This is a genomic window from Pseudomonas sp. SED1, assembly GCF_034044025.1.
Taxonomy (GTDB): Bacteria; Pseudomonadota; Gammaproteobacteria; order Pseudomonadales; family Pseudomonadaceae; genus Aquipseudomonas.
Map to the genome: position 1 here is coordinate 1 of NZ_JAXCIS010000022.1, position 12,847 is coordinate 12,847.

Annotated in this window: 12 protein-coding genes; 9 read left to right on the top strand and 3 right to left on the bottom strand. The window is 60.8% G+C overall.

The window, feature by feature from the left end; genetic code table 11:
* Positions 1-112 precede the first annotated feature (112 nt).
* From SNL23_RS02855 to ppnP, 3 genes are all read left to right on the top strand, one after another.
* Entirely contained in the window at positions 113-2,041 is a 1,929-nt protein-coding gene (locus SNL23_RS02855; protein ID WP_318301554.1) for an acetyl/propionyl/methylcrotonyl-CoA carboxylase subunit alpha, read from the top strand.
* Positions 2,042-2,112: 71 nt separating this feature from the next.
* Positions 2,113-2,655, top strand: a complete 543-nt coding sequence (locus SNL23_RS02860; RefSeq protein WP_318301555.1) for an exonuclease domain-containing protein — start codon at positions 2,113-2,115, stop codon at positions 2,653-2,655.
* A 47-nt stretch (positions 2,656-2,702) separates the two neighbouring features.
* Positions 2,703-2,987, top strand: coding sequence for a pyrimidine/purine nucleoside phosphorylase (gene ppnP / locus SNL23_RS02865; RefSeq protein WP_014337306.1), 285 nt, complete (start codon positions 2,703-2,705; stop codon positions 2,985-2,987).
* A 65-nt stretch (positions 2,988-3,052) separates the two neighbouring features.
* Here ppnP and SNL23_RS02870 read toward each other — a convergent pair whose 3' ends face one another.
* Positions 3,053-3,859 (bottom strand): MOSC domain-containing protein, encoded by an 807-nt coding sequence (locus SNL23_RS02870; RefSeq protein ID WP_076015308.1) that lies wholly within the window; start codon positions 3,857-3,859, stop codon positions 3,053-3,055.
* Between the two features lie 39 nt (positions 3,860-3,898).
* Complete coding sequence (locus tag SNL23_RS02875) at positions 3,899-4,834, bottom strand: chemotaxis protein CheV (RefSeq protein WP_017479493.1); 936 nt, start codon at positions 4,832-4,834, stop codon at positions 3,899-3,901.
* A gap of 551 nt (positions 4,835-5,385) precedes the next feature.
* Here SNL23_RS02875 and SNL23_RS02880 point away from each other — a divergent pair.
* The 3 genes from SNL23_RS02880 to SNL23_RS02890 all read left to right on the top strand — a co-directional run bounded on the left by SNL23_RS02880 (position 5,386) and on the right by SNL23_RS02890 (position 7,703).
* Positions 5,386-5,832 carry a hypothetical protein gene (locus SNL23_RS02880; RefSeq protein WP_076015350.1) on the top strand — a complete coding sequence of 149 codons (447 nt, stop codon included), beginning with the start codon at positions 5,386-5,388 and terminating at the stop codon, positions 5,830-5,832.
* 321 nt (positions 5,833-6,153) lie between these two features.
* A complete protein-coding gene (locus SNL23_RS02885; RefSeq protein WP_076015307.1) occupies positions 6,154-7,047 on the top strand; it encodes a sensor histidine kinase in 894 nt (297 codons plus the stop codon).
* Positions 7,044-7,703 (top strand): response regulator transcription factor, encoded by a 660-nt coding sequence (locus SNL23_RS02890; protein ID WP_076015349.1) that lies wholly within the window; start codon positions 7,044-7,046, stop codon positions 7,701-7,703. The genes SNL23_RS02885 and SNL23_RS02890 overlap by 4 nt, the downstream gene beginning before the upstream one ends.
* Here SNL23_RS02890 and yegS read toward each other — a convergent pair.
* Positions 7,687-8,589: a lipid kinase YegS gene (gene yegS, locus SNL23_RS02895; RefSeq protein WP_412104146.1), complete on the bottom strand. Its 903-nt coding sequence runs from the start codon at positions 8,587-8,589 to the stop codon at positions 7,687-7,689. The two genes, SNL23_RS02890 and yegS, sit on opposite strands and share 17 nt — an antisense overlap.
* Before the next feature lie 175 nt (positions 8,590-8,764).
* On the opposite strand from yegS, the gene SNL23_RS02900 reads away from it, so the two are divergent.
* The 3 genes from SNL23_RS02900 (at position 8,765) to SNL23_RS02910 (ending at position 12,571) form a co-directional block, all read left to right on the top strand.
* Positions 8,765-8,941: a hypothetical protein gene (locus SNL23_RS02900; protein ID WP_167663519.1), complete on the top strand. Its 177-nt coding sequence runs from the start codon at positions 8,765-8,767 to the stop codon at positions 8,939-8,941.
* A 72-nt stretch (positions 8,942-9,013) separates the two neighbouring features.
* Positions 9,014-11,173: a mechanosensitive ion channel family protein gene (locus SNL23_RS02905; protein ID WP_318301556.1), complete on the top strand. Its 2,160-nt coding sequence runs from the start codon at positions 9,014-9,016 to the stop codon at positions 11,171-11,173.
* A 51-nt stretch (positions 11,174-11,224) separates the two neighbouring features.
* On the top strand, positions 11,225-12,571 hold the full coding sequence (locus tag SNL23_RS02910) for an amidohydrolase (protein ID WP_318301557.1): 1,347 nt from the start codon (positions 11,225-11,227) through the stop codon (positions 12,569-12,571).
* Positions 12,572-12,847 lie beyond the last annotated feature (276 nt).

Consider the following 12,847-nt stretch of genomic DNA (forward strand, 5'->3'; position numbering starts at 1 on the left):
ACTGGGCCGGCATTCCGGCTTTTCAAAAGTGACCCGCTGTAAGAGCGGAACCCATAGCGGCCGTTATCGCAGGAATGGATATGTACTCGACCGACAGACCAAGGACCAACTCATGTTCAACAAAATCCTGATCGCCAACCGTGGCGAAATCGCCTGCCGCATCCAGCGCACCGCCCAAGCCCTGGGCTACCGCACCGTGGCGATCTACAGCGACCCCGACGCCAACGCCCTGCACGTCCAGATGGCCGACGAAGCCGTCAACATCGGCCCGGCCCCGGTCAACCAGTCCTACCTGAACATCGAAGCCATCCTCAACGCAGCCCACCGCACCGGAGCCGACGCCATCCACCCCGGCTACGGCTTCCTCTCCGAAAACCCCGACTTCGCCCGAGCCTGCGCAAACGCCGGCCTGACCTTCATCGGCCCCAGCCCCGAAGCCATCGAATTGATGGGCAGCAAACGCCTTTCAAAAGTCGCCATGCTCAACGCCGGCGTCTCCTGCATCAAAGGCTACCAAGGCCCCGACCAGGACGACCCAACCCTGCAACAGCAAGCCGACCAAATCGGCTACCCGCTGATGATCAAGGCCAGCGCCGGCGGCGGCGGTCGCGGCATGCGCCTGGTGCACAGCCCCGACACCCTGCTGGAACACCTGCGCACCGCCCGCTCCGAAGCACAAAACGCCTTCGGCAGCGCCGAACTGATCCTCGAACAAGCCCTGATAGACCCCCGCCACGTCGAAATCCAACTGTTCGGCGACACCCACGGCAACCTGATCTACCTCGGCGAACGCGACTGCTCGATCCAGCGCCGCCATCAAAAAGTCATCGAAGAAGCACCCTGCCCCGTCATGACCCTTGAGCTGCGCCAAGCCATGGGCGAAGCCGCGCTGAAGGCCGCCCGCGCCGTCAATTACGTCGGCGCCGGCACCGTCGAATTCCTCCTCGACCGCAACGGCAATTTCTACTTCCTGGAAATGAACACTCGCCTCCAGGTCGAACACCCCGTCACCGAACTGATCACCGGCCTCGACCTCGTCGCCTGGCAACTGCAGATCGCCGCCGGTCAGCCCTTGCCCCTGAGTCAGGACCAAGTAACCCTGAGTGGCCACGCCATGGAAGTGCGCCTGTACGCCGAAGACCCGGCCCAGGGCTTCCTGCCGCAAACCGGCGATGTGCTGCGCTGGGAACCGGCGGCCGGTGTGCGCATCGACCATGGCGTGCTCGAAGGCCAGCGCATCACCCCGTTCTACGACCCGATGCTGGGCAAGGTCATCGCCCACGGCGCCACCCGCGAAGAGGCTCGGCGCAAGCTGGTCAGGGCCGTGGAAGACAGCGTGCTGCTCGGCGTATCCACCAACCAGCGCCTGCTGGCCAGCCTGCTCAAGCATCCAGACTTCATCGCCGGCGAGTTCAGCACCGGCTTTATCGCCGAGCATTTCAGCGACATCACCCGAACCCACGCGACCAACGCCGAACTGGCCCTGGCCGCCGCGCTGTTTTACCAACACAGCGCCAGCACTCACACCCAGCCGCTATCCGGCTGGCGCAACAACGCCAGCGTGCCATGGCGTTATCAGTTGGCCGACCAGGATGAGCCACGGGCAATCAGCCTCAGTGTGCTGGCGGAGAATTGCCTGCAAGTCGAGATTGATCAGCACGCCATCGAAATACGCGACCTCAGCATCGACGGACGCTGGGCCATAGCCGTGGTCAACGGCATTCGCCGCCGCATCGCCTATCACTTGCAGGGCACACAGCTTTGGCTGCCCGGCATATGCATCACCAACCGAACCCAAACCGTTGCCACCCGCCAGGCCGAGGCCAGTAACGGCATGGTCAAGGCGCCGATGGATGGCGCGATTGTTGAAGTTCGGGTCAGCGAAGGCGACTTGGTCAGCAAGGGCCAGCTTTTGCTGGTGCTGGAAGCGATGAAAATGGAGCACCCACTCAAGGCCGGCATGAGTGGTGTGGTCAAGCGAATCCAGGCCGTTGCAGGAGATCAGGTCAGGAGCCGTCAGATTTTGCTGGAGATCGAGTAACCGCTGGGCGGAACTAGCAGGCTTGGCTACGCTCTATCCCCATCAGGACGGGAAGAGTACGGGAACCTGCGATGCCTCATTGGCTGATTATTGATCTTGAAGCCACAACGGATGAAGGCGGCTGGCCCGTGACCGAGATGGAAATCATCGAAATCGGCGTGAGCCTGGTCAACCGCCAGGGCCGTGAGCTGGACCATTTCCAGCGTTTCGTGCGGCCGTTGCGCAGGCCGTTGCTGACGTCCTTCTGCCGCCAGTTGACCCACATCACGCAGGCAAATATCGATGCTGCCGCACCGTTGATTGAGGTGTGGCCGCTGTTCGAACGCTGGCTCGGTCAACACCACGCGCGCCTGGAAGGCTGGGCGAGTTGGGGCGATTACGACCGCCAGCAACTGGAGCTGGAGTGGCAGCGCCATGGCTTGAGCAGCGTGCTGGGCCAAACGCCCCACGTGAACCTCAAGCAGCGCTTCGCCAAGGCCCGGCGCCTGGAAAAGCCGCTGGGGCTCAACGGCGCGCTGCAACTGGCCGGCATGCAGTTCCATGGCCAGCAGCACCGGGCGCTGGAAGATGCGCGCAATACCGCACGGCTGCTGCCGTTGATTTTGCCCGTGTAGAAGGCATACTGGCCGACCTTTCTTGACCCTTTTCCGAGGATTCGCCCATGTTTAAAGTCAACGAGTACTTCGACGGTACCGTCAAGTCGATCGCTTTCGGCACTGCAGAAGGTCCGGCGACCATCGGCGTCATGGCCCCGGGTGAATACGAATTCGGCACCGCCCAGCGTGAAATCATGCACGTGGTGTCGGGCGCGCTGACCGTCAAGCTGCCAGACAGCACAGACTGGGAAACCTTCGAAGCCGGTAGCCAGTTCAACGTGCCTGCCAACAGCAAGTTCCAGCTGAAGGTAGCGGTCGACACGGCTTACCTGTGCGAATACCGCGGCTGATTTTTGCGCCGGCCATAAAAAATGCCCGTCTCGCAAGAGACGGGCATTTTTCATTTAAGCGCTGCTTACTCCAGGATCGTCACCGGCATACCGACTTCCAGGCGACCCACACCATCGTTGACCAGGTTCTGCCCAAACATCACATCACCCTCTCGCTCGCGGTAGGTCTTGAGGGTGGCCAGCGGTTCGCGGTCGGCGCTGCGTTCGCCGCTCGCCGGGTCGATGGTGGTCAGGATGCAGCGTGAGCAGGACTTGACCACGCGAAACTCCACGTCGCCAATCCGTACCCGCTTCCAACCGTCTTCAGCAAACGCTTCGCTGCCCTCGATCACCAGGTTGGGACGAAAACGCAGCATTTCCATCGGCCGACCGACCCGTTGGGACAAGTCATCCAGCGACGCCTGGCCGATCAGCAGCAACGGAAAACCATCGGCAAACGCGACCTTGTCATCGTCATTGCCGTAGCCGGCCTCGGTCGTACGTGCCCGTGCCAGCGGCACTTGCACCAGGCGCGTGGGTTTGCCGATGAACTCGCTGACCCAGGCACCCGCTTCATCACCGGCGTCGGGCACGCGCAAGGTGTCGCGCCAGATGGTCACGCCGCGCAACTCGGCATCGCTGCCGGGCAGTGGCACGTCGAGGGCCGGTTGGCCTTCGGCGCTCAAGGTCAGGCCACCGGCACTGTTCCACAGCGCCGACAGCTGGCTCATTTTGGCCACGGCCCGCTGGGTCAGGAACCGCCCGCTGGCTTCGTCCACCAGCATCCAGCGTCGATCCCCGTCGAGCCCCAGCTTGTCCAGGCTGATCTGCTGCAAGGTTTCACCCTTGCCGGACTTCAAGGGGTATCGGTACAACGCGCTGAGACGAAGCATGGGCCTGCATTCCTGAGGGGCAAAGCCGTCACCCTAAGCTCAAGCCGGTACTTCGTCCAGCATCAGGCGCTGACGCACAACGTCCACCAACTTGTCGGGCTGGAACTTGGAGAGGAAGTTGTCGCAGCCGACCTTCTTCACCATCGAATCATTGAAGCTGCCGGACAACGACGTGTGCAGCACCACGTACAGGCCACGCAGGCGCGGGTCGTTGCGAATCTCGGTGGTCAGGCGGTAGCCGTCCATCTCGGGCATTTCGGCGTCGGTGAAGATCATCAACAGCTTGTCGGTCATCACCTGGCCGCTGTCGGCCCAACCCTTGAGCATGTTCAGGGCCTTGAGGCCATCGCTGGCGATGTGCATCTTCACCCCCAGTTGGCCGAGGGTGTCACGCAGTTGCGAGAGGGCGACGTTGGAGTCATCCACCAGCAGCACTTCGCGGCCGCGGGCGCGCTCCAGTACCGGGTCTTCGAGTTTCTCGCGGGAAACCTTGGCGTTGTAGGGCACGATTTCGGCGAGGACTTTTTCCACGTCGATGATTTCCACCAACTGGTCATCGACCTTGCTGATGGCCGTCAGGTAATGCTGGCGCCCGGCACTCGCCGGGGGTGGCAGGATCGCCTCCCAGTTCATGTTGACGATGCGGTCGACACCGCCCACCAGGAATGCCTGCACCGAACGGTTGTACTCGGTGACGATAATGGTGCTGTTGGGCCCCGGAATCAGCGGGCGCATGCCAATAGCTTGGGACAGGTCGATCACCGGCAACGTCTGGCCACGCAGGTTGACCACGCCGCAGACAAACGGATGGCGCTGGGGCATCAGGGTCAACTTGGGCAGTTGCAGCACTTCCTGCACCTTAAACACGTTGATCGCGAACAGCTGCCGCCCGGCCAGGCGAAACATGAGGATCTCCAGGCGATTCTCACCCACCAATTGTGTGCGTTGATCTACCGTGTCGAGAATGCCGGCCATTAAAGACTCCTGGGTTTAGCGGATGGATAGTGCTGGTCACTGAAGCAGGTTATCGGCGGCAAACGCCGGACCTTGACCCCCATTAAAATGCCATGCAAATTCATTGATGTCACACTGACATCATGCTTTACTGAGCCAGCTTCCACACAACACCCATCACCGCCGTCGCGTGACCGCAAAGTCAGCGCGAGGTTCCCCTATATAAGGGATTCCCCTATCCACAATCAGGACCAACCTGATATTCGCGATATCTAATAGCCATTAATGTGACGCCATTCTCATTGCATGAATGGAGTCAGGCTTTTGTTGGCTATCGCAAGCCCACGGCCCACGGGTCGTCCTAAGACTTACGTCTTGGCAACCAAAGAAGTTGTGCGGATGCCCTTGAGCAATCAGGGGGGTTCAAACGATCGCGGCGATCAATCAAATAAAAGTCCTACTGGAAAGTCGGAAGCAACCTACAGATATTCGTCATATTTCAGCAGTACTTTGAAGCCATTCACCCAGTGCGACATCTCATTATCCGACCGTATGTTTTGGAGACTTGCATGATGAACGACGGCACAGAGTGGCAACTTGCACTTCCCGAGTTTCTCCTGGAGGCGGAAATGCTGCTGGCCAAGTCCCAGGAGTGCTTGAGCCACCTGCATTTGATCCGAAACGACAGCGACGCGATCGACTGTATGAAAAGCAGCCTGATCAAGCTCGCCGAAAAATCCGACGCCCTTGCCCTGCGGGCCATTGGCGAGTTCTCCCGGCATGTACAGTACTTGATCAGCAATGCGGCCAGCCCACTGCAACTGCATGACCAGGCGCTGGATGCGCTGAATGCGTGCCTCACATTGCTGGCCTGGCAACTGGAGTTGATCGACGCAAAAACCGGCAAACTCAGCCTGGATGAAACCGAACAAAACGTGCTGATTGCCACCGTCGTTCAACACATCCCGCAAAGCAATTTTGGCTACACACAACAGCATCACAGGCCTTACGCGATTTGAGTTTTCTTCTCATTTACTCGACAAAAATGTCGCATTAAATTGCTGACTTATCCAAAAACGACAGCCACAACTAATCATGCATGACGTCGTCGTTAGCAGAAAAATATCAATAAGCCACTAACGACAATACCGATACAAAACAACTTCAATGATACAACTCCCCCCACTCTTTGAACTCCGGGACTCCCTCCCGGGGCGCTGCCATGATTAATACGCCTCATCAAGCTCGGCGAAAGGCGACCAACGGTAATAGTGGTGGTACCATGCCCCGCTCGAAGTGACTCAACTTCATGATGCATATAAACGTGAAATGCGCCTCCTATGTACGCCAGCCTGAAGTCACTCATCGCAAGGTCCGTGTCCCGAAGCAATGCACGCAGGATGACCCTCGCGCTATGCCTGTGCGCGTGCCTGCTCAGCCTGTGGGCTTATGCACGCTCGGCCGATCTGCCTCTGGCCTTGCTGCTATTGAACCTGGCCACCCTGTTGGTGGTGGGCCTGCAACAGTGGCGCTCACGCAAGTCCATCAAGTTCCAGCCCCAGGAACTGGCCGAACGTCTGTTACAGGTCCAAGAGAACGAACGGCATCGCCTGAGCCGCGAACTTCACGACGATATCGGCCAACTGCTGACCGCCGCCAAGCTGCAAAGTGAATGGCTCAAACGCCGCCTGCCGGAAGACCTGCAAGGGCATTGTGCGGTGCTGTGCAACACCCTGAACGAAACACTGGCCAAGGTGCAGGACGTGTCGGCCATCCTCAATCCCCGGCAGTTGGCGAGCCTGGGGCTGGAGGCGAGCCTGCGGGCGCACCTGCTCAAGACTCTGGAAAACACCCAGGTAAGCTGGAGCCTGGAATGCCATCAACGGCTGACCGGCATCCCGGAAGAAATGGCCGTTGCTGCCTTTCGCATTACCCAGGAAGCCGTCACCAACATGCTGCGCCATGCCCAGGCACGCAACCTGCTGGTACGCCTGCAACGCCTGCCCGAAGGCCTTTCACTGTTTATCAGTGATGACGGCCTGGGCTTCTCGCCCGCCATCAACCCCGCCCAGGAAGGCCAGCGGGGCATGGCCGGGATGTCCGAGCGGATTGATCAACTGGGCGGCACATTGTCCGTCAATAGCCAGCCAGGCTTTGGCACACGGATCGAAGCGCTTTTCCCCTGGGCGCCCCGCGCCCTCGAACGGGCCAACCCCCATAAGGTTCTAGAGTGACGTGCAATTTACTCCTGGTGGATGACCACTCCCTGATCAGGGCCGGCGTGCGTGCGCTGGTCATGGATATTCCCGGCTACGCGGTGATCGGCGAAGCGAGCGACGGCGCCCAGTTGCTGGAGCGATTCGACGCGCTGCAACCCGATATCGTGCTGCTTGACCTGTCGATGAAGCACACCGGCGGGCTCGATGCCTTGAAGGACCTCAGGCAGGCCTATCCGAAGAGCAAAGTGCTGATCCTCTCGATGCACACCGACCCGGAACTGATCATGTGCGCCCTGGAGTCCGGCGCCCATGGCTACCTGCTCAAGGACACCACCGCCAATGAGCTGGAGCACGCGCTGCTGGCCTTGCGCAACAACGAACGCTACCTGAGCCCGGCCATCGCCCACACGGTGATCAACCAGGCGCTGATCCGCAATCAGGCCCAGGCCAATCCACCGCCCCACAGCCACAACCTGACCGCGCGCCAACTGGAAATCCTGCGCTTGATCGTGCGCGGCAAGTCCACCCGGGAAATCGCCAATGGCCTGGGCTTGAGCATCAAGACCGTAGAAGCCCACCGCTCGCAAATCATGAAGCGCTTGCAGATTTTCGATGTGGCGGGCCTGGTGTTGTTCGCGGTGCGCGAACAGATCATCAGTCTGGACGATTAGTCAGCAACGGCGAATCCGCCGGCAAATGCACCCGTAGCGCCTCGGGCAAGGCCGAAAAGTGCAAGTCATCACCCTGGAGCGGCTCGCCGTCCAGATTGATCGCCAGCCCTTCGGCCACCTTGATTTCGACCCACGGCAAACGCGCCCGCACAAACATGTTGTCCAGGCCCCAGCCGTCCGTCATCAGGCTACGCAGGGTGCCGACCACTTCCTGAGGCGCCGGCAGAATGCTGATATCCAGCAAACCATCATCGGCCAGGGCATCGGGGCACAGCACATGTCCGCCGCCGGCCTGGCGCCCATTGCCGATGCCCAAGGCCAGCAGCTCGCCGCGCCAGTGGAAGTCGGGGCCCTGCAATTCACCGTAGGCCGCACGCAACTCGCTGAAACGTGACAGGCCGGTAAACAGATACGCTGCGCCGCCGAGGACCTTCTTCAGGTCTTCGGAGGTGTTGGCGGTGACTTGGCTGCCAAATCCGCCGGTGGCCATGTTAAGGAAGATCTGCCCACCCACTTCGCCCAGGTCGATGGCACGGGCCGGCACGTCCAGCAGGTCCAACGCCTGCTCAGGCTCCAGCGGCACACCGGCGGCACGGGCAAAATCGTTGGCGGTGCCGAGGGGCATCAGCACCAGGCTGGCCTCAGTCTTGGCCCGGGCCATGGCCTCGGCCACATCCCGCAGCGTACCGTCACCGCCGCCGGCAATCAGCCGCGTGTAGCCATCGGCGAGGGCCTGATCGACAAACCGCTGGGCATCGCCGCCCTCCCACGTCACCCGCACGGCCAACTCCCAACCCTGCTCGCGCTTGCCCTGCACTGCCGCCCGCACCTCTTCGTTGAGGGCTTGCTTGCCGTGCAGAATCAACAGTGCCTTGGGTGTGCTCATGGATGAATGCTCCTGGGTTTAAGTTTCCTGGGGATGTTGACCGTGGCCAATCGAAAAAAAGCCATTGGCTTTGGAAATTAACCGGGGTTTGTGGCGTTTCTGACACGGATCAACTCGCATTTCGCGAAATCCGCCTAGACTTGCACCCATTCTCATCCGACAAGGCCGTCGCACCATGATCACCATGTCCGCCTTCCACTCCATGCTCATCCCGATCCTGACCGGCATGATTCTCCTGGCCGTAGGCTTCAACTTTCGCGACAAAGCCATCGGCGTATTCGGCATGTGGATCGGCATGCTGCTGATCCTCGGCACCGTGGTTTACAAGATCCTCGCCAAACTCGCGGAATGACAATCTCACTCGCATTGCACATGACGGCCTCGTACACTCGGCCAATTCGTCGTTTTTAAGGTTGACCGCCTCGTGCTTGCCCGTCTGTTTGCCCTGCCCTGTTGCCTGCTTTTCTGCCTGCTGACTTTGCTGCCCATGGCGCCTGCCCACGCCGTGGGCCTGCCGGGACTGCTGGGCAGCACTAACAAAACCCAACCGCAAGCCGACGTCCCGTTGGGCCAGTCCCTGGACGAGGTGATCAAGACCCTGGAAAACGACCAGCAGCGCACCAAGCTGCTGAGCGACCTGAAAAAGCTCCGGGAAACCACACAAAAAGCCCAGCCCGCCGCCGAATTGGGTGTACTCGGTTTGATCGGCGGCACGCTGTCCAGTCTGGAGCAACAGTTCTCCGGCGCCGACAGCCCGATCAATCGCTGGTCCAACGAGTTTGACCTGGCCAAGGACGAACTCACTGCGTTGATGCTGCCGGCCAGCGAATGGCTGCCGATCATCTTTGCGTTCGCCATGATCCTGATGCTCTGGAGCCTGCTGGCCGCCGTGCTGATCTGGCTCAGCCACCGGGTGCGCGAGCGCTTCGGCCTGACCGAAGAACTGCCGCAACACCCCAAGACCTGGGACCTGCTGCGCTTTGCCCTGCGCAAGCTCGGGCCGTGGCTGATCGCGTTGGTAATCACCGTCTACATGAGCTACGCGCTGCCCTCGTCCCTGGGCAAATCCCTGGCGATGGTGCTGGCCTACGCGCTGGTAGTGGGCACCTGCTTCTCGGCGATCTGCGTGGTCGCGTTTTCCGTGCTGGATGGCCCGCACCGCCACCGCGCCTTGTATATCCTGCGCCACCAGGCCTTTCGCCCGTTGTGGCTGATCGGCAGCTTTGCCGCCTTTGGCGAAGCCGTCAGCGACCCGCGCCTGGCCGAGAGCCTGGGCCAGCATTTGTCCCATGTCGCCGCGACCATCGCCAATGTCATGGCCGCGCTGTCCACCGGCGTGTTCATCCTGCGTTTCCGTCGGCCCATTGCGCACCTGATCCGCAACCAGCCGCTGTCCCGCCGCCTGACCCGCCGCGCCCTGAGCGACACCATCGAAATCGTCGGCACGTTCTGGTACCTGCCGGCGTTGCTGTTGGTGGGCATCTCGCTGTTCGCCACTTTCGTCTCCGCCGGCGACACCAGCACCGCCCTGCGCCAATCACTGTTGTGCACGGTGTTGCTGGTGCTGTGCATGGTGATCAACGGCCTGGTGCGCCGCCATTCACTCAAGCCTCAGCGTGGGCACAAGCGCCATGCGCTGTACTCCGATCGCCTGAAAAGCTTCGTCTACACCCTCGCCCACCTGGTGGTGTGGCTGGTGTTTATCGAACTGGGCCTGCGGGTCTGGGGGCTGTCGCTGATCCGGTTTACCGAAGGCGACGGCCATGAAATCAGCGTCAAGCTGTTCGGTCTTACCGGCACTTTATTGTTCGCCTGGCTGATCTGGATCCTCAGCGACACCGCCATCCACCACGCCCTCACCCGCTCGCGCAAAGGCCTGGCCAATGCGCGTGCGCAGACGATGATGCCGTTGATTCGCAACGTGCTGTTCGTGACCATCTTCATCATTGCCGCCATCGTCGCCCTGGCGAACATGGGCATGAACGTCACACCACTGCTGGCCGGTGCCGGTGTGATCGGTTTGGCCATCGGTTTTGGTGCACAGTCGTTGGTGGCGGATTTGATCACCGGCCTGTTCATCATTATCGAAGACTCCTTGGCGATCGATGACTATGTGGATGTCGGCGGTCACCTGGGTACGGTCGAAGGCTTGACCATCCGTACGGTGCGCCTGCGGGACATCGACGGGATCGTGCATACGATCCCGTTCAGTGAGATCAAAAGCATCAAGAACTACTCCCGGGAATTCGGCTACGCGATCTTCCGGGTGGCGATTCCGTACAACATGGAAATCGACGACGCCATCAAGCTGATGCGCGACGTCGGGCAGAAGATGCGCAACGACCCGTTGCAGCGGCGCAATATCTGGTCGCCGCTGGAGATTCAGGGTGTAGAAAGTTTCGAGTCCGGCAGTGCGATTCTTCGCGCCCGCTTCAAGACCGCGCCGATCAAGCAGTGGGAGGTTTCGCGGGCGTTCAACTTGTCGCTCAAGCGTCACCTCGATGAAGCCGGGCTGGACCTGGCCACCCCGCGCTTGAGCGTGCAAGTGGTGACGGCGGCGGGAGGCGTGCAGGAGAAAGAATAAGCGCTGCCCGGACGACGTCAGGATCAACAACAATAATCATGGAGAGTCCTTATGCGTTTGACCGGTCTTACACATCAATGGGTACTCGGCCTGCTGTGCGGTGTCGCCAGCAGCGCGGTCATCGCCGCCAGCAGCGGCCAGGACAGTGCCCGCGAAGAAATCGCCGCCCAGGCGAAAGTGCTGGAACCGGCCTTGCTGGAGACCCGGCGCGACATCCACGCCCATCCTGAACTGGGCAACACCGAAAAGCGCACCGCAGAACTGGTGGCCAAGCAATTGCGGGAGATGGGGCTGGAGGTCAAGACCGGCGTCGCTCGCACGGGTGTCGTCGCGATCCTCAAAGGCGCCCTGCCCGGCCCGACCGTCGCCTTGCGCGCTGACATGGACGCGCTGCCGGTCAAAGAAGTGTCCGGCCTGCCCTTTGCCTCGAAGGCCAAGGGCGTGTACCTCGACAAAGAAGTCGACGTGATGCACGCCTGTGGCCACGACGCCCACACGGCGATCCTGCTGAGCACGGCGAAAATCCTGACCGGCATGCGTGATCGTCTGCCGGGTACCGTGGTGTTTTATTTCCAGCCGGCTGAAGAAGGCCCGAGCGACTTTATCCCCGATGGCAAGAACACCTGGGGCGCGAAGATGATGGTGCAGGAGGGGGTGATGAAATCGCCCAAGCCGGATGCGGTATTTGGGCTGCACGTCTGGGCGGGTGTGCCTGCGGGGCAGATCGCGTATCGGCCGGGGCCTACCCTGGCGAGTTCGGATGACCTGCGGATCAAGATCCTGGGCAAGCAGACCCATGCGGGGCGGCCGTGGGACGGGATTGATCCGATTACCGTGGGGGCGCAGGCCATCGTTGGGTTGCAGACGGTGGTGAGTCGGCGTACCGACATTTCTTCGTTTCCGGCGGTGGTGAGTATTGGCACCATCAACGGGGGGACGCGGTACAACATCATTCCTGAGTCGGTGGATATGAGTGGGACCATTCGCTCTTACGACTATGGCATTCGCCAGAAGCTGCATGCGGATGTGCGGCAGACCGTCGAGAAAATCGCCGAGAGTGGTGGGGCGAAGGCTGAGGTTACGATTATTGAGAAGTATGATCCGACCATCAATAACCCGGCGTTGACCGAGAAGATGCTGCCGAGTTTGCGTTGGGCGGCGAAGGGTGATGTGGTCAACGCCCCGCTGGTAGGTGGCGCTGAGGACTTCTCGTTTTATGCCAAGGAGGCACCGGGGTTGTTTGTCTTTTTGGGGGTGACGCCGAGGGATCAGGATATGAGTAAGGCGGCGCCCAATCATAATCCGGGGTTCTTTGTGGATGAGTCGGCGCTGGTGGTTGGGGTTAGGACGTTGGCTTCGTTGGCGACGGATTATTTGTATGCCAATGCGGGGGATTGAGGGGGGCATATCCGTTATTTAGGTAACGGCTGCCTATGGTTCCGCTCTTACAGCGGCTCACTTTTGAACAGCGCAAAAGTAAGCAAAACGCTCTTGCCCCACCACTCGGCACCTCGCTTAGGCTCGGTGTGCCCTCACTCCGGCACCACGAAGCGGGCCGCCGCGACGGGGCGTCCCTGCCCCGTCGCGGCTAAACCGGCGTCCTGCCGGTTTACCCGCTCCGTACTGCCTGCGTTCGGCCAGCGTGGTTTAACGGGGCGCCTAAGTTCAAGATCA

What these genes read in the sequence shown, in the direction of transcription:
- SNL23_RS02855 (WP_318301554.1), top strand. Translation starts at nt 113, where the DNA reads ATGTTCAACAAAATCCTGATCGCCAACCGTGGCGAAATCGCCTGCCGC.
- SNL23_RS02860 (WP_318301555.1), top strand. Translation starts at nt 2,113, where the DNA reads ATGCCTCATTGGCTGATTATTGATCTTGAAGCCACAACGGATGAAGGC.
- ppnP (WP_014337306.1), top strand. Translation starts at nt 2,703, where the DNA reads ATGTTTAAAGTCAACGAGTACTTCGACGGTACCGTCAAGTCGATCGCT.
- SNL23_RS02870 (WP_076015308.1), bottom strand. Translation starts at nt 3,859, where the DNA reads ATGCTTCGTCTCAGCGCGTTGTACCGATACCCCTTGAAGTCCGGCAAG.
- SNL23_RS02875 (WP_017479493.1), bottom strand. Translation starts at nt 4,834, where the DNA reads ATGGCCGGCATTCTCGACACGGTAGATCAACGCACACAATTGGTGGGT.
- SNL23_RS02880 (WP_076015350.1), top strand. Translation starts at nt 5,386, where the DNA reads ATGAACGACGGCACAGAGTGGCAACTTGCACTTCCCGAGTTTCTCCTG.
- SNL23_RS02885 (WP_076015307.1), top strand. Translation starts at nt 6,154, where the DNA reads ATGTACGCCAGCCTGAAGTCACTCATCGCAAGGTCCGTGTCCCGAAGC.
- yegS (WP_412104146.1), bottom strand. Translation starts at nt 8,589, where the DNA reads ATGAGCACACCCAAGGCACTGTTGATTCTGCACGGCAAGCAAGCCCTC.
- SNL23_RS02900 (WP_167663519.1), top strand. Translation starts at nt 8,765, where the DNA reads ATGATCACCATGTCCGCCTTCCACTCCATGCTCATCCCGATCCTGACC.
- SNL23_RS02910 (WP_318301557.1), top strand. Translation starts at nt 11,225, where the DNA reads ATGCGTTTGACCGGTCTTACACATCAATGGGTACTCGGCCTGCTGTGC.